The 17,496-nt window shown below is 64.4% G+C and carries 11 protein-coding genes; 6 read left to right on the top strand and 5 right to left on the bottom strand.

The window, feature by feature from the left end; all coding sequences use genetic code 11:
* Positions 1 to 172 precede the first annotated feature (172 nt).
* The 5 genes from IVB24_RS23395 to IVB24_RS23375 all read left to right on the top strand — a co-directional run bounded on the left by IVB24_RS23395 (position 173) and on the right by IVB24_RS23375 (position 7,133).
* Entirely contained in the window at positions 173 to 2,680 is a 2,508-nt protein-coding gene (locus IVB24_RS23395; protein ID WP_247769187.1) for a penicillin-binding protein 1A, read from the top strand.
* Between the two features lie 109 nt (positions 2,681 to 2,789).
* Positions 2,790 to 3,921 (top strand): peptide chain release factor 2 gene (gene prfB, locus IVB24_RS23390; protein ID WP_247769185.1). Its coding sequence is split into 2 segments (ribosomal slippage): positions 2,790 to 2,858 and positions 2,860 to 3,921, totalling 1,131 coding nucleotides; the frame shifts between segments, so codons are not numbered across the junction.
* 2 nt (positions 3,922 to 3,923) lie between these two features.
* A complete protein-coding gene (locus IVB24_RS23385; protein WP_247769183.1) occupies positions 3,924 to 4,796 on the top strand; it encodes an NAD(P)-dependent oxidoreductase in 873 nt (290 codons plus the stop codon).
* A gap of 86 nt (positions 4,797 to 4,882) precedes the next feature.
* A complete protein-coding gene (locus IVB24_RS23380) occupies positions 4,883 to 5,794 on the top strand; it encodes a DMT family transporter (RefSeq protein ID WP_140479433.1) in 912 nt (303 codons plus the stop codon).
* A gap of 106 nt (positions 5,795 to 5,900) precedes the next feature.
* Positions 5,901 to 7,133 (top strand): ABC transporter substrate-binding protein, encoded by a 1,233-nt coding sequence (locus IVB24_RS23375; protein ID WP_247769181.1) that lies wholly within the window; start codon positions 5,901 to 5,903, stop codon positions 7,131 to 7,133.
* A gap of 29 nt (positions 7,134 to 7,162) precedes the next feature.
* Here IVB24_RS23375 and IVB24_RS23370 read toward each other — a convergent pair whose 3' ends face one another.
* Both IVB24_RS23370 and IVB24_RS23365 read right to left on the bottom strand, forming a co-directional pair.
* Positions 7,163 to 8,515, bottom strand: coding sequence for a M23 family metallopeptidase (locus IVB24_RS23370; RefSeq protein WP_247769179.1), 1,353 nt, complete (start codon positions 8,513 to 8,515; stop codon positions 7,163 to 7,165).
* 110 nt (positions 8,516 to 8,625) lie between these two features.
* Complete coding sequence (locus IVB24_RS23365; protein ID WP_247774156.1) at positions 8,626 to 9,315, bottom strand: peroxiredoxin; 690 nt, start codon at positions 9,313 to 9,315, stop codon at positions 8,626 to 8,628.
* A gap of 204 nt (positions 9,316 to 9,519) precedes the next feature.
* Between IVB24_RS23365 and IVB24_RS23360 the strand changes: the two genes are divergently transcribed.
* Entirely contained in the window at positions 9,520 to 13,332 is a 3,813-nt protein-coding gene (locus IVB24_RS23360) for an AsmA-like C-terminal region-containing protein (protein ID WP_247769177.1), read from the top strand.
* A gap of 163 nt (positions 13,333 to 13,495) precedes the next feature.
* Here the strand turns inward: IVB24_RS23360 and IVB24_RS23355 are convergent, their stop codons facing one another.
* The 3 genes from IVB24_RS23355 to IVB24_RS23345 all read right to left on the bottom strand — a co-directional run bounded on the left by IVB24_RS23355 (position 13,496) and on the right by IVB24_RS23345 (position 17,482).
* Complete coding sequence (locus IVB24_RS23355) at positions 13,496 to 15,190, bottom strand: methyl-accepting chemotaxis protein (protein WP_247769175.1); 1,695 nt, start codon at positions 15,188 to 15,190, stop codon at positions 13,496 to 13,498.
* Between the two features lie 384 nt (positions 15,191 to 15,574).
* Complete coding sequence (locus tag IVB24_RS23350) at positions 15,575 to 15,979, bottom strand: DoxX family protein (RefSeq protein ID WP_247769161.1); 405 nt, start codon at positions 15,977 to 15,979, stop codon at positions 15,575 to 15,577.
* A gap of 210 nt (positions 15,980 to 16,189) precedes the next feature.
* Positions 16,190 to 17,482, bottom strand: a complete 1,293-nt coding sequence (locus IVB24_RS23345; RefSeq protein ID WP_247769159.1) for an MFS transporter — start codon at positions 17,480 to 17,482, stop codon at positions 16,190 to 16,192.
* Positions 17,483 to 17,496 lie beyond the last annotated feature (14 nt).

The raw sequence follows: 17,496 nt of genomic DNA, 5'->3' as shown, positions 1-17,496 counted from the left end.
GTTCCGGAATCGGCGAGAATCCTTGTTCGGCAGGCGTCTTAAGTCCGGCACTGATGGTATTGCGTTAGCCGGTGAATTCGCGACGGGAGATTGGCGCCTGTTTGGGGTGCCAGTTTTTTGGTCCGATGGGCTGATACTGGTCTGATCCAGAGTTTGAACGGATAAACACATAATGCGCTTGCTGGTGCGGTTCATGGGCTTCCTGTTCGCCGCGGGAACGGTATTGTTCCTTGTCGGTGTCGGGGCCGTGGCAGGCTTGATCTGGCATTTCTCCAAGGACTTGCCCGACTACTCTCAGCTTCAGGATTACGAGCCGCCTGTGATGACCCGCGTGCACGCGGTCGACGGCTCGCTGCTCGGCGAATATGCGAAGGAGCGGCGGCTGTACCTGCCGATCCAGGCGGTGCCCAAGCTCGTGATCAACGCGTTCCTGGCGGCCGAAGACAAGAATTTCTACGAGCATGGCGGCATCGACTACACCGGCATGGCGCGCGCCGGCGTGGCCTACATCCAGAACTACGGCTCCAACCGCCGTCCGCAGGGCGCCTCGACCATCACCCAGCAGGTCGCCAAGAACTTCCTGCTGACCAACGAGGTCTCCTTCTCCCGCAAGATCAAGGAAGCCTTGCTGGCGATGCGGATCGAGAAGACCTATTCGAAGGACAAGATCCTCGAGCTGTATCTGAACGAAATCTATCTCGGCCTCGGCGCCTACGGCATCGCGGCCGCGTCGCTGGTCTATTTCGACAAGTCGGTGAACGAGCTGACGGTGGCGGAAGCGTCCTATCTGGCCGCGCTGCCGAAGATGCCGGCAACGCTGCATCCGGTCCGCAATCGCGACCGCGCCATCGAGCGCCGCAACTACGTGATCGACCGTCTGCTGGAGAACGGCTGGATCAAGCAGGCCGACGCCGACAAGGCTCGCAAGGAGCCGCTGGCCGTCACCAGCCGTTCCAACGGCGCCCACACCTTCGCCGGCGAATATTTCGCCGAGGAAGTCCGCCGCGACATCTTCGAGCGCTATGGCGAGAAGAAGCTGTATGAAGGCGGTCTGTCGGTGCGCACGACGCTCGACCCGAAGATCCAGGTGATGGCGCGCAAGGCGATGGTCACCGGCCTCGTGAACTACGACGAGCAGCAGGGCTATCGGGGCGCCATGAGCAAGCTCGATATTTCGGGCGACTGGGGCGTCAAGCTCGCCGAGATCAAATCGCTCTCCGACATCTCGCCATGGCGGATGGCGGTGGTGCTGGAGACCAGCGACCAGTCTGCCCGCATCGGTTTCCAGCCGAGCCGGGAGCTTGGCGGCGCCGTGAGCAAGCAGCGCGAGACCGGCATCGTCACGCTTGACGGCGTGCGCTGGGCGCGGGCCGCGCAGGGCGGAACCAAAGGCAAGACGCCGACGGCGGTGTCGCAGGTGCTGCAGCCCGGCGACGTGATCTATGCCGATCCGCTCTACAAGGACGGCCAGCCGGTCGAGGGCCAGTACCGGTTGCGCCAGATCCCCGAAGTGTCCGGCGCGATGGTGGCGATGGATCCCTGGACCGGCCGCGTGCTCGCGATGGTCGGCGGCTTCTCGTTCGACCAGAGCCAGTTCAACCGCGCCACGCAGGCCTATCGGCAGCCGGGTTCGTCGTTCAAGCCGATCGTCTATTCGGCCGCGCTCGACAACGGCTATACGCCCTCGACCGTGGTGCTCGACGCACCCATCGAAATCGACCAGGGGCAGGGCGCCGGCGTATGGCGGCCGGAAAACTTCTCCTCGGGCAAATTCCAGGGACCGGTGACGCTGCGCAACGCGCTGCGGCAGTCGCTCAACACCGTGACGGTGCGGCTGGCGCAGGACATCGGCATGCCCTTGATCGGCGAATATGCCCGCCGTTTCGGTGTCTATGACGAACTGCCGAACTATCTCTCCTACGCGCTGGGCGCCGGCGAGACGACGGCGATGCGCATGGTCACGGCCTACTCGATGCTCGCCAATGGCGGCCGCCGCGTGAAACCGACGCTGATCGATCGTATCCAGGACCGCTACGGCCACACCATCTTCAAGCACGACCAGCGCGAATGCCGCGGCTGCGACGCGCCGGGCGGCTGGAAGAACCAGCCCGAGCCGCAGCTGATCGACCGCCGCGAGCAGGTGCTGGACTCCATGACCGCCTATCAGATCACCGAGCTGATGGAAGGTGTGGTTCAGGCCGGCACCGCGACCGTGGTCAAGGCGGTCGGCAAGCCGATCGCCGGCAAGACCGGCACCACCAATGAGGCCAAGGACGCCTGGTTCGTCGGCTTCTCGCCCGATATCGCCGTCGCCATCTATATGGGCTACGACAAGCCGCGTCCGCTCGGCAAAGGCAACGCCGCGACCGGCGGCCATCTCGCGGCTCCTATCGCGCGCGACTTCCTCCAGCTCGCGCTCGCCGACAAGCCCGCCGTTCCGTTCAAGGTCCCGGCCGGCATCAAGCTGGTTCGGGTCGTCGCCAAGACCGGCATGCGCGCCGGCCCCGGCGAAACCGGCGGAACCATCCTCGAAGCCTTCAAGCCGGGCACGGCGCCGCCGGATAATTATTCGGTCATCGGCGTGGCCGACGCCGACGGGCGCGGCGGCATGCCGGCCTCGCAGCAGCAGCAGCCGGACTCCGGCTTCATCATGCGGCCGGGCACGGGTGGGCTGTGGTAGCGGAAAACGTTTGATACGGGCGAGGCGGGCGGTTGCGCTTTGCTGCCGCCGCCGCTACATCCCGCATTTCAGTTGACGCGTCACCAATTCCGCGAGACCAGAGAACACCATGCGCGCCGAAATCGAACGGTTGGTAGAAGAGATCAAGCAGTCAGTCGGGCTGCTGAGGAGGCATCTTTGACGTCGAGAAATCGACGGCGCGCCTCGCTGAGCTGAACAAGCTCGCAGAAGATCCCAACCTCTGGAACGACCCCCAGAAGGCCCAGAAGCTGATGCAGGAGCGGACCTCGCTTGAGGATTCGCTTGGCGGTATCGGCAAGGTCGAGCAGGAGCTCGAAGACGACATCGGCATGATCGAGCTCGGCGAGGCCGAGGGCGATGCGGGCGTCGTGGCTGAGGCCGAAGCCGCGTTGAAGAATCTCAAGAAGGAAGTGGCGCGGCGCGAACTCGAGGCGCTGCTCTCGGGCGAAGCCGACCGGTTCGATTCCTATCTCGAAGTCCATGCCGGCGCCGGCGGCACCGAGAGCCAGGATTGGGCCCAGATGCTGCTGCGCATGTACACGCGCTGGGCCGACACCCACGGCTTCAAGGTCGAAGTGCTGGAAGAGTCCGAGGGCGAAGAGGCCGGCATCAAGTCCGCGACCATCCAGGTCTCCGGCCACAACGCCTATGGCTGGCTGAAGACCGAAGCGGGCGTGCATCGCCTGGTGCGCATCTCGCCGTTCGATTCCAACGCGCGGCGGCACACGTCTTTCTCCAGCGTGCAGGTCTTCCCGGTCATCGACGACAGCATCAAGATCGACATCAAGGAATCCGATGTCCGCGTCGACACCATGCGCTCGGGCGGCGCCGGCGGCCAGCACGTCAACAAGACCGAATCCGCGGTGCGGCTGACGCACATCCCGACCGGCGTTGCCGTGGTCTGCCAGGCCGGCCGTTCCCAGCACAAGAACAAGGCGCAGGCCTGGGACATGCTGCGTGCGCGTCTTTATGAAATCGAGCTGAAGAAGCGCGAGGAGAAGGCCGCCGCCGACCAGGCCGCCAAGACCGATATCGGCTGGGGCCACCAGATCCGCTCCTACGTGCTGCAGCCCTACCAGATGGTGAAAGACCTGCGCACGGGCGTGCAGACCTCGGACACCTCGGGCGTGCTCGGCGGCGATCTCGACGACTTCATGGCCGCGACGCTGGCGCAGCGCGCCTTCGGCACAACTGGCGCCGACATCGAGGACGTGGACTGACCATGCCCCGCATCGCCTTCATCGGATTGGGGCGGATGGGTCATGGCATGGCCGGCCGCTATCTCGATGCCGGCTTCACGGTGACGTTGTGGAATCGCAGCAAGGCAAAAGCGGAAGACCTGATCGCGCGCGGCGCGCATTGGGCGACCTCGCCTGAAGACGCCGCGATCGACGCCGACGCCGTCGTGACCATGGTGGCCGATGACGAAGCCTCGCGCGTGGTCTGGCTCGGCCCGAAGGGCGCGGCCAAGACGGCGAAATCAGGCACCATCGCGATCGAATGCTCCACCGTCTCTCATGACCATGCGCGCGAGATGGGCCGCGAGCTCAACGCGCGCAGCCTCATCTATCTCGATTGTCCCGTGACGGGTTTGCCGGATGCGGCCGCTGCCGGAAAACTGACCCTGCTGGTCGGCGCCAACGCGGCTGACCTCGATCGCGCGCGGCCCTATCTCGAGCCAATCGGCTCGACCATCCGCCATTTCGGACCGGTGGGCGCCGGCACGGTCTACAAGCTCATCAACAACCTGATGGGCGCGATCCAGATCGCCGGCCTGGCCGAGGGCCTTGCCATCGCCGAGCAGGCCGGGCTCGACATGAACCTCGTGCTGGAATCGATCCAGGCAGGCGTGGCCGCAAGCCCGCAGGTGCAACGCCACTCCAAGCGCATGGTCGCCCGCGATTTCTCCGGCGCGACGTTCACCACAGCACTGCGCCACAAGGATGCAGCCTATGCCGTCAAGTTGGCGGAGAGTCTGCTGGCCGACAAGCCGCTGGTCGCGCGCGCCGCGGTCGAGTCCTACGCGCAGGCGAAGGCGGCGATGCCCGACGAAGATGAGGGCAGGATGATCGAGCTGGTGTCGCGGCCGAAGTAAGCTGCACAGCTCTGTTGCGGAAATCGGGTGGTCACTCCCATGGCTTCGCGCTAGGCGACGGCTCCGGCCACCAGATGCGAGACGTCATGCTTACCACCGATAACAGGATCGACGCGCGTGACTGGTTGCTGCTGGGCCTCCTTTCGATCCTGTGGGGCGGCTCGTTCTTTTTCAACAGCGCAGCGTTGAGGGAATTGCCGCCATTGACGCTGGTGCTGCTGCGAGTGGCGGTGGGTGCGGCCTTCCTTCTGCCGCTCCTGCGGCTTTATCGGATCATTCTTCCCGGGGACATCGCGAGTTGGCGCCCGTATATCGCCATGGCGTTGCTCAACAACGTGTTGCCTTTTTCCATGATCGTGACGGCGCAATTGTTCATTTCGAGTGGGCTGGCGTCTATCCTCAACGCGACCACGCCTTTATTCACCGTCGTGGTGATGGCTGCTGTCGGAGAGGAGAGGCTGATCGCGCGTCGGGCGGCGGGTGTCGTCGTGGGCCTAATCGGCGTCATCATTCTGAAGGGAGGCGGGGTCGAGTTGGTGACGGGGCAGGGAATCGGGATTCTGCTTTGTCTCGGTGCGGCACTCAGCTACGGATTCGCGGCTTTGGTGGCACGGCGCTGGCTGTCCAAATCGCCACCGCTTGCGACGGCGACATGTCAGTTGCTCGCATCGACGATCATGATGACGGTGCTGGCTTTCGTATTCGACCGGCCATGGCGCCTGCCGATGCCTGGCATGACGACCTGGCTCGCCGTGCTCGGCTCGGCGGGCCTCTCGACCGCGCTCGCGTATCTCGTCTTTTTCCAGGTGCTGCGGCGCTCAGGGGCGACCAACGTAACGCTGGTAACGCTCCTTCTTCCCGTGACTGCAATCCTGCTCGGCTATCTGGTCCTTGGTGAGCCGATTTCGATGCGTGAGATTGCCGGCGCCATCGTCATCGCCAGCGCGTTGCTGGTGATTGATGGGCGCGTCTTGCACCTGCTGCGGCGCAGCGTGTAGTTCCGCGTCTGCTGTTTCACCTTGCGGAAAATCCCGGCGCTTGCCAGCCATCGTCCGCCTTGCGACACTCCCCACAAAACAAGACTACAAAACAGGGGAGAGACCGATGCCGGGTCGTCGCGAAAACCTTGCTGCCCTCGCCATTCTTGCCGGCGTGCTCGTCACGACACCGGCCTCGGCGCAGAAGAAATACGATCCCGGAGCCACCGACACCGAAATCAAGATCGGCAACATCATGCCCTATAGCGGGCCGGCGTCGTCCTATGGCGTGATCGGCAAGACCGAGGCGGCCTTCTTCAGGATGATCAACGATCAGGGCGGCATCAACGGCCGCAAGATCAATTTCATCAGCTACGATGATGCCTACTCTCCGCCGAAGGCGATCGAGCAGGCGCGCAAGCTGGTCGAGAGTGACGAGGTCCTCTTGATCTTCCAGCCTCTCGGAACGCCCTCGAACTCCGCGATCATGAAATACATGAACGCCAAGAAGGTGCCGCAGCTGTTCGTCGCCTCCGGCGGCACCAAGTTCGGCGACCCCAAGAACTTCCCGTGGACGATGGGCTTCCAGCCGAACTACCAGAGCGAAGGACGAATCTACGCGAAATATATCCGTGACAAGTTTCCGAACAGCAAGATCGCGGTGCTCTGGCAAAATGACGACGCCGGCAAGGATCAGTTCAAGGGATTGAAGGACGGCCTCGGCGACAAGGTCAATATGATCATCGCCGACAAATCCTACGAGGTCAGCGATCCCTCGATCGACTCGCAGATCGTCGCCTTGCACGATTCCGGCGCTGATATCTTCTTCTCGTGGGCCGCGCCGAAGGGATCGGCGCAGGCGATCCGGAAGGTCGGCGAGCTCGGCTGGAAGCCGAAATTCTTCCTCGCCAACACGGCCACATCCATTGCGTCGGTGCTGAAGCCCGCCGGGCTCGACTATGCCAAGGACATCATCTCGACCGCCTATCTGAAGGACCCGACCGATCCGACCTGGGACAAGGATCCGGCCGTGGTGAAGTGGCGCGAATTCATGGACAAATATTACCCCGATGGCGACAAGACCAACGCCAACAACCTCTATGGCTATGTGCAGGCCGAGGCGATGGCGCAGGTGCTGAAGCAGTGCGGCGACAACCTCACGCGCGAGAACGCGATGAAGCAGGCCACCAGCCTGAAGAATTTTCACACCGACCTGATGCTGCCCGGCATCATGGTCAACACCTCAGCCGACGACTACTTCCCGATCGAGCAGATGCAGCTGATGCGTTTCAACGGGCAGGCCTGGGAGCTGTTCGGCGACGTCATCACCGGCGAGGTCGGCCACGAGCGCAGTCAGTAGTCAGGGCTATAAACGCTCCTGCTAGGGGCTCAGCCCGCGCTGAGACGCACGCCGGCGCGCAGGAATTTCTGCGGATCGACCGCTTCGCCATCGATGCGGGTCTCGTAATGCAGATGCGGACCGGTCGAGCGACCGGTCGACCCGACCAGACCGACGACATGGCCGATCTTCACGATCTCGCCGACCTTGACGTTGATCTCGGAGAGATGGCCGTAGCGGGTCGAAAGCCCGTTACCATGGTCGACCTCGACCATGCGGCCGTAACCGCCGGACCAGCCGGCGGACACCACCTTGCCGTTGGCGGTGACGCGAACCGGATCGCCGGTGGCGGCGCGGAAATCGAGCCCGGTATGCATCGCGGGCCGACCGAGGAAGGGATCGCTGCGAACGCCGAAGCCGGAGGTGAATTCGACCTCGCCGATCACGGGCTTGCGATAAGGCACCAGCGCCAGCGTGCGATTGAGACGGTCCATCTCGGCGCGCGTGGTGTTGATGCGTGAGAGCTGCTTCTCGAACGGTCCGGCGTTCGCCGTCAGTTTGACCGGTACGAATGGACCGCCCATCGCGGTGCGCGGCACGGCGGATTCGAGATTGGCGAGATTCAGGCCGAGATCGCTGACGACACCGCGCATCCGGCGCATCCGTGAATCCATGCTTTCCTCGACGGCGCTGAGCGCCGCCATCTGGCGCCGTTCCACCTGGTCGAGCGAGGTCGTGAGCCGGACCAGGACGTTGTCGAAACCCTGGTTCTTGGCGAACTGGTTGGTTGGGGGAGTGGCAACAGTCGGAGCGCGCGACTCGAGGCGCGCCTCACGGTCCGGCGGTGCCACGAAGATCACGGTGTCGCTGATCGGCGAGGGTTTTGGCGTCACCTGGCTCGAATCGCCGCGCTGAGGCGTCGCGCGCGGAATCGAGCCGGTTACATCAGGCATGGCTCCGAGCGCCGTGGCCCGGGACTCCAGCGCCGTCTGGCGCTTCATGATCTGGTCGAGTTTCTGGTCGAACTGTTCCTGGTCGAGCAGCTGGCGGCTGGTGGTCCGGTCGACCTTGGCGCGCAGCTCCGCGATGCGGTCCTCATAGGCGTACTGCATCTCGGCCTGGCGAGCGATTAGCCGGGTCAGGACGTCGTCACGGAACGCGAAATAGGTGGCGGTTGCCGCCGACCAGAGACCGAGCAGCACCACCGTGCCGACCACGATCCAGAACACCACGGGCCCGAAGCGGACCTGCTTGCCGGCATGGACGATGGTGTAGGCGTCGTCGGTCTCGGGAAGGGGAATCGCTGCAGCTGCCGCAAGGGCGGGACGGCGTTGGAAGGCCCGTCCGTGGTCGTGAGGATGATGTTGGGCGTACTGCGAATATTGGGCAGAACTTTTCGACATCGGCACTCCCGCGCCGGTCGGATGAGTCCGTACGGCCTAATTGCCGCAGCAATCTGGGCCGGTCATGGTTAATTTTCCGGAAATGGGAACGCGCGAATTTAATGAACTGGTTAAAGACTTCTTGCCGCTTCCAGCACCTCGTCGGCATGGCCGTCGACCCGCACGTTGCGCCAGATCCTGGCCAGTTTGCCATCGGCTCCGACCAGTATCGTGGTGCGAAGAATTCCAAGGAAGCTCTTGCCATACATCGACTTTTCGCCCCAGGTGCCATAGGCTTCAAGCATCTGGTGCGTCTCATCCGAGATCAGGGGGATACCGAGGCCGTGCTTGTCGCGGAATTTCTCCTGGGCCTTTAACGGATCGGCGGAGACGCCGAGCACGGCGGTGCCGGCAGCGGCGAAGGCGCCGGCCAGGCGGGTGAAGTCGATCGCTTCCCGGGTGCAGCCCGGGGTGTCGGCGCGGGGGTAGAAGAACAGCACGAGCTTTCGGCCGGCATAGTCCGCCAATGTGACGACGTCGCCGCCGTCGCGGGTCAGGCGGAAAGCGGGGGCCTTCTGGCCCTCGGTCAGGCCGGATTTCGCCTTCGCGGGCGGGGATGCCGATTTGGAGGAATTTAACTGTTTCGATGCGGCCCTATGTGATCCTGGTTTTGCTAGGGTCCCGGTTGATTTGCTCGCCGGGGTCCGCGGTGTTTTCGCGGACCTGGCCGGAGTCGAGGCCTGCGTCTTGAGGGCCTTCTTTTTAGCCGTCGGACTGCCGGAGGGCGTTTTGGACGATTTCGTTCGGGATTTCTTGGACATACGCCTTCCTTTCGACGCTTTCGGCGGGTCAATCGAAACGGTATTGCAGCTCTCGTCCGGCGTGCCGGAATCGCGCCCTCGGCTGGGCAAGTCTCGCGGCGCCGGAGTATGGTTACAAGGAATTCCACGCACCACCCCACTGCTCGTTGAACGCACTCCCGGGGCGAAATGACGAACAGCAGGAATATTCGAGGTATGGCGGCAATGCCGGCACAGGGAGCTTCGCTTCCAGTGGACGGCTGCGGTCCCGGCGGCGCTCAATCCTATGACGGGCGCCTGTATCGAGAGGCAATGGCAAGGAACAAGTCGCCCCAGGATTACAATCCGGACTTCGATCGGCGCGGCGTTCAGCAACAGCCGCAGGAATGGGACGACGCCGATTGGGATCCGGATCAGGAGGCGGCCGCGGGCCATCGCGCGCGCCGGCTGTTGTCGCGTTCCAATTCGGGCTTTCATCGCTTCGGCGACGGGTTTCGCGGGGTGCGGCGCTGGCTGGCCGCCGATCGCTGGCTGAAGCGGGTCGCGCTCGTCGTCGGGACCCTCGCCGTCGTCTTCGTCGGCTGCTTCGGGGCGCTGTGGTGGCGGCTCGGTGCCGGCCCCATCAATCTCGATATCGCAACGCCGTGGCTGGCGTCCGCGATCGAGGACAATATCGGTCACGGCAACACGGTCGAGATCGGAGGCACCCAGATCGAGCGCGCCGGCCGGGTCCGCATCGCCGTCCGCATCCGGGACATCATCGTCCGCGATCGCGATCACGCCGTCGTTGCCAGCGCGCCGAAGGCCGAAGTGAAGCTGTCGGGTGCAGGCCTCTTGATGGGGCACCTGCGCGCCGAAAGTCTCAATCTGGTCGATGCCGAGCTCGCCATCCGCATCGCGCCTGACGGCACCGTCACCGTGTCCGCCGGCGATACCGCAAAGCCGCTGGCAACCGGCGTCGCCTCGAAGAAGGATGCGGGCCTGCCGCCGACATTCCCGCGCAATGGCGTCCCGCCGCCGCCATTCGCCACGGCGCCTGCGAGTCAGGATCCATCCCAAGCCGCCTCTCAAGGCCCGCCTCAGGTGACGGCGCAGAGCGGCATCCTTCAGGGCCTCGACTGGCTCGACAGTCTGAGCATGACCGGCCTCGACGGCCAGAACCTCAACGAGATCGGCCTGAAGAACGGCAATCTGATCGTCGACGATCAGCAGCGCGGCAGCAAATGGTCGTTTGAGAACATCACGCTCAGCCTGCGCCGGCCGAGCCGCGGCGGCGTCACGCTCAGCCTGGGCGAAGAGGGCGCGCGCCCGTGGATGCTGCGCGCCACGATCGGGCCGGCCGAGAACGGCGTGCGCTCGGTCGACATCAAGGCCGACAAGCTCTCGACCTCCAACATCCTCCTGGCGCTGCGGGTCAAGGATCTCACCTACACGGCCGACCTGCCGCTGACGGGCGAGCTCAAGGGCGAGCTCGGCCGCGACGGCGTGCCGACCTTCTTCCGCGGCAAGATCGCGGTCGGCGCCGGCAATATCATCGACACCGATACGCCGGACTATCCGATGGCGATCGACCAGGCCGAGATCAACGTCGAGTGGGACGCCAATCGGCGGGTGCTGGTCGCCCCGTTCAAGATCCTGTCGGGGGCGAACCGTCTGACGCTTCTGGCTCATCTCGAGCCGCCCAACGGGACCGTCAATGACTGGCAGCTCGGCTTCAGCGGCGGTTCGATCCTGCTCGGCGGCATCGACAACGAGCCGCCGCTCGTCTTCAACCGCATCGCCGTCGGCTTCCGCTTCGACACCGATCACAAGCGCCTCCTGCTGACGCAGGCCGACATCAGCAATGGCGAGATCGGCGTCGCCGGCACCGGTGCCATCGACTATTCCGGCGAGCCGCGGCTGACGCTGGGCTTTGCGGGAACGCCGATGTCGGCCTCCGCGCTGAAGCGGATGTGGCCGACGCTGGTCGTTCCCGAGTTGCGCGAATGGGTGATCGAGCGGATCGAGCGCGGTACGCTCCAGCGCATCGAGATCGGCGTCAATTCGCCGACGAAAAACCTTCCCCGCAAGGGGCCGCCGATTCCCGACGACGGCCTCTCGGTCAACATCGTGGCGAGCGGCGTCGCGGTCCGTCCCGTGGACGGCATGCCTGTCGTGCACGATGCCGATCTGAAGGCGCGCGTGACCGGCCGCACCGCGACCGTGACCATCGGCCAGGGCATTGCCGATACGCCCGCTGGCCGCAAGGTCACGATTTCCGATTTCGTTTTCGAGGTGCCTGACATGGCGCCCAAGCCGTCGCCGTCGCGGACCAGGTTCCGCGTCGACGGACCGGTGCCTGCGGCGGCCGAGATGCTCTCGAATGATCGCCTGAGTGATCTGTCGTCGACCGTCATCGACCCCAACACCAGCAAGGGGACGTTCACGGCGAACATCCAGCTCGGCCTTCCGGTCAAGGGCGAGTTGACCAAGGAAGACACGACCTACGCCGTCACCGCCGATCTCAACGGTTTTGCCGCCGACAAGCTGGTGATGAACCAGAAGCTGGAGGCCAACACTCTCAAGATCGTTGCGAACAACCAGGGCTATCAGGTCAAGGGCGACGTCAAGATCAACGGGCAGGCGGCCTCAATCGACTATCGCAAGCCCGCCGAGGGCGACGCGGATGTCAGGTTGCAAGCGACGCTGGACGATGCGAGCCGGGCGCGCCTGGGATTCGATCTCGGCCCCGCCGTCAGCGGATCGTTGCCGATCAAGCTTTCGGGCAAGATCGCCGGCGGTCCCGAGCAGACGACCAAGCTCGGCGTCGAGGCCGACCTGACCTCGGTCAAGCTGGACAATATCCTTCCGGGCTGGGTCAAGCTGCCGGGCAAGTCCGGCAAGGCCAGCTTCAAGGTCGTGCCGACCGCGCAATCGACGCGTCTGGAAGACATCGTCATCGAAGGCGGTGGCGCCTCGATCAAGGGCTCGCTCGAAGTCGACGCGAACGGCGATCTCATGAATGCGAACTTCCCGACCTATTCACCTTCCGATGGCGACAAGGCCTCGCTGAAGGTGGAGCGCAGCCAGGATGGCGTGGTCAAGGGCACCATGCGCGGCGACGTGTTCGACGGCCGCGGCTTCCTGAAATCGGCGATCTCGGGCAATTCCAAGGACGAGAAGAACAACAAGTTGAAAAACGTCGATTTCGATATCGACGTGAAACTCGGCGCCGTCGCCGGCTTCAATGGCGAGGCGATGCGCAGCGTCGATGCCAAGATGTCGAAACGCAATGGTGCGATCAAGGCGTTCACGCTGAGCGGCAAGATCGGCAAGGACACGCCGGTGGCCGCCGATCTGCGCGGCGGACGTGCGCAGGGCAGCCGCGAGGTGATCTACCTCCAGACCAACGATGCCGGCGCGCTGCTGCGGTTCACCGACACCTACACCAAGGCGGTCGGCGGCCAGATGGTGGTGGCGATGGAGCCGCCGACGTCTGAGCCGAACACCTCGCGCGAGGGCCTCATCAATGTTCGCGACTTCATGGTGAAGGGCGAGGCACAGCTCGAACGCGTTGCCGCCGGCGCGCCCAACGGCACCGGCAGCGGGGTCTCCTTCAGCGCGTTGCGCGCCGAGTTCACGCGGCAGAACGGCGCACTCACGGTCCGCGACGGCGTGGTCAAGGGTCCCATGATCGGTGCCACCATCGAGGGCTCGATCGACTATCCCGGCAACCAGGTGTGCATGAGCGGCACCTTCGTGCCGATGTACGGCGTCAACAACATCTTCGGCCAGATCCCCCTGTTCGGCATCTTCCTCGGCGGCGGCAACAATGAAGGCTTGATCGGCGTGACCTATGAGGTCGTCGGAACGCCGTCGGCGCCCGTGATGCGCGTCAATCCAATCTCGGCGATGGCCCCGGGCCTGTTCCGCAAGATCTTCGAGTTCAACACCGGCAAGCAGAACTCACCCTTCGAGGAATTCCCCTCGCAGTCGAACGACGGCTCGACCGGCTCGACGCGCCAGCTCTCGAGCGGCTGCACGCTGACGCGGCGGTAACCGAAATCGTCATGCCCGGGCTTGTCCCGCCTGCGCGGCCGAAGCCGCTTCGGCGAGGCGAAGGCCCGGGCATCCACGTAATTTCTTGCTATGGGTACGGAGAACGTGGATGGCCGGGACAAGCCCGGCCACGACGAATGTTGGGGAGTTGGGCGTTTGCCCCTTACGCCGCGCGCACGCCGGCGAGGAACGTCCCGACTTCGCCGGAGAGCTGCTCGGCCTGCTTGGAGAGGTTGCTGGCTGCGGCGAGCACCATGCCGGCGGCGTTGCCGGTCTCGTTCGCGGCGGTCGAGACGCCGCCGATATTGGTGGTGACTTCCTGGGTGGCTTCCGCAGTCTGCGAGACGCTGCGGGCGATCTCGGCGGTGGCGGCGCCTTGCTCCTCGATGGCGGCCCCGATCGAGGTGGCGATGCGGCTGACCTCCTCGATGGTGGCGGTGATGCCGCCGATGGCGTCCACGGCCTCCTTGGTCGCGCCCTGGATCTGCGCGATCTTGTCGCCGATCTCGCGGGTGGCTTCGGCAGTCTGACTCGCCAGCGACTTCACCTCGGAGGCGACGACGGCAAAGCCACGGCCGGCCTCGCCGGCGCGTGCGGCCTCGATGGTGGCGTTGAGCGCGAGCAGGTTGGTCTGGGCGGCGATGCTGGAGATCAGCTCGGCGACGTGCTCGATCTGCTGGGCGCCGTCCGAGAGCGCACGCACGATGGTGTCGGTGCGGCGGGCGCTGTCCACGGCGCGGCCGGTGACTTCGGCGGATTGTGCGACCTGGCGGCTGATCTCGGTGATGGAGGAGGAGAGTTCTTCGGCGGCGGCTGCGACCGTCTGGACGCGCTGGCTGGCTTCGGTCGCGGCGGTACCGACCACGGCGGCGCGGCGGTTGGTGCCTTCGGCGGTGGACGACATCGACTTGGCGGTGGTTTCCAACTCGCCGGAGCCGGAGGCCATCAGGCCGACGAGCTGACCGACGGAGGCGTCAAAGCGGTCGGCAAGCGAGATCAGCGCATCGCGCTTCTCCTGCTCGGTGCGGGTCTTGGTGGCGACCTGCTCGGCTTCCAGATTACGCGCCGTCAGCGCGGTCTGCCTGAGCACTTCGAGCGTCTCGGCCATGCGGCCGATCTCGTCGCCGCGATCGGTCTCCTCGACCGGCTTGTCGATGGCGCCTGCGGAGATCTCCTGCATGCGGTTCTTCTGGCGATCGAGTGCGCTGAGCACGTCGCGGGCGATCAGCCAGGACAGCGTCGCCATCAGCAGCATCAGGCCGACGCCGATCGCGGCGAGCTCCAGCGTCAGTGCGCGCACGTCGGCGTCGATGTCGTCGACATAGAGGCCGTAGCTGATGGTCGCGTTCCAGGGCGCGAATTTGCGCGCGAACACGGTCTTGCGCACGGGTTCGGTCTGGCCGGGGCGGGGATAGAGATAGGAGGTCACGCCGCCCTGCGCGGTCTCGCCGCCGGCCTTGATGATGGCGTCGGCGATCAGGACTCCGTTGGAATCCTTGGCCCCGGTGATCTTGCCTTCCAGCTGCTGGTTGGCGCCGTTCACCAGGATGGAGGTGTCGGGGTTGTAGACGACGGGGTAGCCTTGGTTGCCGTTGAAGTTCATGCGGCGGCCACGCTGGTGGAATTGGGCCTTGGCGTCGGCCAGCGTCAGCTTGCCGGCGGTCACCTCTTCCTGAAGCGATTGTGCGTAGTTGTAGAGCAGCTCCACCGCAGTCCGCATCTGCTGGACCCGGTCCTCCATCATGCGGCTCTTGCTGAGGACGGACGATACGCCGATGATGGCCGTGACCGTGAGAGCCGCAAGGCAGACCATGCTGGCAAGCTTGGTGCGGATCGTCAGATGGCTCAACAGCTTCATCACAGCCCCTACGGAATGGTTGTTGTTGCTCGCATGGGTAGCATGAAGTTCTTACCAATCATGAACGTAGGCCTGTGGGCGCCGGCCGCGCGAAGGACGCCCCGCAGCCTCATGCGCAAGCGTGCAGGCAGAAGGCCATGCATCGCCGCGCGCCTGCATTCTTGCGGGAGGATCGCGCACCCGGACTTTGTTGCTGATCGAGCTCTATCGGAGCGGCAATGAACCGATTCGTTCACCGCCTTGTCATGGCCGTGCTGCTCGTGGCGGTCCTCGTTCTGATCTGGAACGTGCTGGGGGCGCGCTGAGTCGGCACCGGCAGATCCGCCGGTGCCGTCTTGCTTTCAGGTTAATTCGCGAGCGCCTCGGCGCCGCACGAACGTGCCGCTAGTCCTTGCCCATCGCCGCATCGGCGCTGACCGAGCCGCCGCCGGCGGCCGACAGATAGAGGCAGGCGAAGCAGAACAGGATCGCCGCGGTGCCGTTATTGAGCAGCGGCAGGAACACCGGCGTTTCGCCCTTGAGCATGTGGCCCATGAAGTAAGCGAAGGCCATTTCGCCCGCGAGAATGAAAGCGGCGAGGCGGGTGAACAGGCCGATCATCAGAAGCGCGCCGAGCACGAGCTCGATCGCGCCTGCCGTCCAGATCAGCGGCGGGATGTTGGCGAAGTAGGGGAGCACCGGGAATTTGAAGATCTTTGCGACGCCGTACTGGAACAGCAGCAATCCGGTGATGAAGCGAAACAGGCTCAAGAGAACCGGTTGAAAGCGAGTGAGATAAGGAAAGTTCATTTGGTTTGTGCCCTCCATCCAATGCCCGACTAGGATCGTATTCAGTTCAACCCCGCAAGCGATCCCGCGTCAATTTGCGCTGACATTTTTGTCATGTCGGACAAAACACCGCAGTTCGTCCGTTCACGCCGGATTTTTTTGCGCACGATGTTCGTACATCATCAGTATTTTCCCGGTGACACCGAGGGATGCAGGTTACGTTGGGGAGACCTATTCCCGCAAGGCGGGCACGATCAGGAATGGAATCATTCCGAGGATCACGCTCGCTAGCGCGAACACGAGCAGCAGGTTGTAGCCGTGTGTGAAATCGTGGATGAGGCCGCCGCTCCATGAGCCGAAGGCGGAGCCGAGGCCGCTGCCGATCGAGATGGTGCCGAAAATCGTGCCGACGCGCTTGCCGCGAAAGATCTTCATCGCGGTTGCCGTGATCAGCGGGCCGCGAGAGCCCATCATGCTGCCGAAGCAGAAGACGAAGCCGGTGAGCAGGATGATGTTCGGATAGTACTGAAGCAGCCAGAGCAGGACGATGCCGAGAATCGAGATCGCGTAGCTCAGCAGCACCGACGGCCGGCGCCCGATCAGGCCGTCGAGCGCGGACACGCCGAGCATTCCGAACACCAGCACGACGCCCGAAAACCCCCAGGCGGTCGCGGCCTGCAACGGCGGAAAGCCGGCATCTATCAAATAGGCGACGATCTGTGCGGCGATCGCATACATACCGACGGCGGTGAAGAAGAAGGTCGAGAACAGCGCCCAGAACGCGTGGTGACGCATGGCGCTCGGAAGCGTCCAGCCGTGGTCGATGAAGTCGGGATCGCTTCTCTTGGTCACATGCGGCGAGCCGGCCGAAAACATCCGCCAGGGCAGCAGCAGCAGCGGCACCAGCAGGCCGAGCGCGACAAAGCCGAACAGCTGGTAGGTCTCACGCCAGCCGAGATGGTCGATCAGGAGCTGCGAGGCCGGCAGCAGCGCCAGCACGCCGCCGCCCATCGCCGAATACACCACCGCCATTGCGGTCGGCAGCTTTGGACCGAACCAGCGGCCGAGCAGCATCGAGTTCGGCACATTGCCGATGAAGGCGACGCCGATGCCGACGCAGAGTCCGATTGAAAGCTGGAATTGCCACAGCGCCTGCGCCTGGCTTGCGATCAGGAAGGCCGCACCGAGCAGGAACAGACCGAGCGCGTAAACGATGCGCGGTCCGGAATGGTCGAACAATCGTCCCACCAGCGGCGCGGTCAACCCGCTGATCAGCCAGGTCAGTGAATAGATCGAAACGACCTGCGCGCGGTCCCAGCCGAAGTTTTCGGAGATCGGTTTGAGGAAGACGGTGAAGCTCTCGCTCAGGCCGCGGCCCAGGACCGCCAGCGTGAAGCACAGCGCGAGCACGACGAGCGCGGTGCGCACCGCAGCTTGCTGCGAGCGCTCTGGTTCCATGATCGCTACCGCGGGCGCCTCCTTGGTCGTTTCCTTGGCCGTTTCTCTGGGCGTGTTCTGATCCATTGCCCGTCAGGGAG

It is taken from the genome of Bradyrhizobium sp. 192 (assembly GCF_023100965.1).
In the GTDB taxonomy this organism is placed as follows: domain Bacteria; phylum Pseudomonadota; class Alphaproteobacteria; order Rhizobiales; family Xanthobacteraceae; genus Bradyrhizobium; species Bradyrhizobium symbiodeficiens.
The sequence above is the reverse complement of the archived record's forward strand: the minus strand, read 5'-3'. Positions and strand labels throughout refer to the sequence as shown.

Bases quoted from the DNA above. Each gene is read 5' to 3' on its own strand.
- IVB24_RS23395 (WP_247769187.1), top strand. From the start codon at position 173: ATGCGCTTGCTGGTGCGGTTCATGGGCTTCCTGTTCGCCGCGGGAACG.
- IVB24_RS23385 (WP_247769183.1), top strand. From the start codon at position 3,924: ATGCCCCGCATCGCCTTCATCGGATTGGGGCGGATGGGTCATGGCATG.
- IVB24_RS23380 (WP_140479433.1), top strand. From the start codon at position 4,883: ATGCTTACCACCGATAACAGGATCGACGCGCGTGACTGGTTGCTGCTG.
- IVB24_RS23375 (WP_247769181.1), top strand. From the start codon at position 5,901: ATGCCGGGTCGTCGCGAAAACCTTGCTGCCCTCGCCATTCTTGCCGGC.
- IVB24_RS23370 (WP_247769179.1), bottom strand. From the start codon at position 8,515: ATGTCGAAAAGTTCTGCCCAATATTCGCAGTACGCCCAACATCATCCT.
- IVB24_RS23365 (WP_247774156.1), bottom strand. From the start codon at position 9,315: ATGTCCAAGAAATCCCGAACGAAATCGTCCAAAACGCCCTCCGGCAGT.
- IVB24_RS23360 (WP_247769177.1), top strand. From the start codon at position 9,520: ATGCCGGCACAGGGAGCTTCGCTTCCAGTGGACGGCTGCGGTCCCGGC.
- IVB24_RS23355 (WP_247769175.1), bottom strand. From the start codon at position 15,190: ATGAAGCTGTTGAGCCATCTGACGATCCGCACCAAGCTTGCCAGCATG.
- IVB24_RS23350 (WP_247769161.1), bottom strand. From the start codon at position 15,979: ATGAACTTTCCTTATCTCACTCGCTTTCAACCGGTTCTCTTGAGCCTG.
- IVB24_RS23345 (WP_247769159.1), bottom strand. From the start codon at position 17,482: ATGGATCAGAACACGCCCAGAGAAACGGCCAAGGAAACGACCAAGGAG.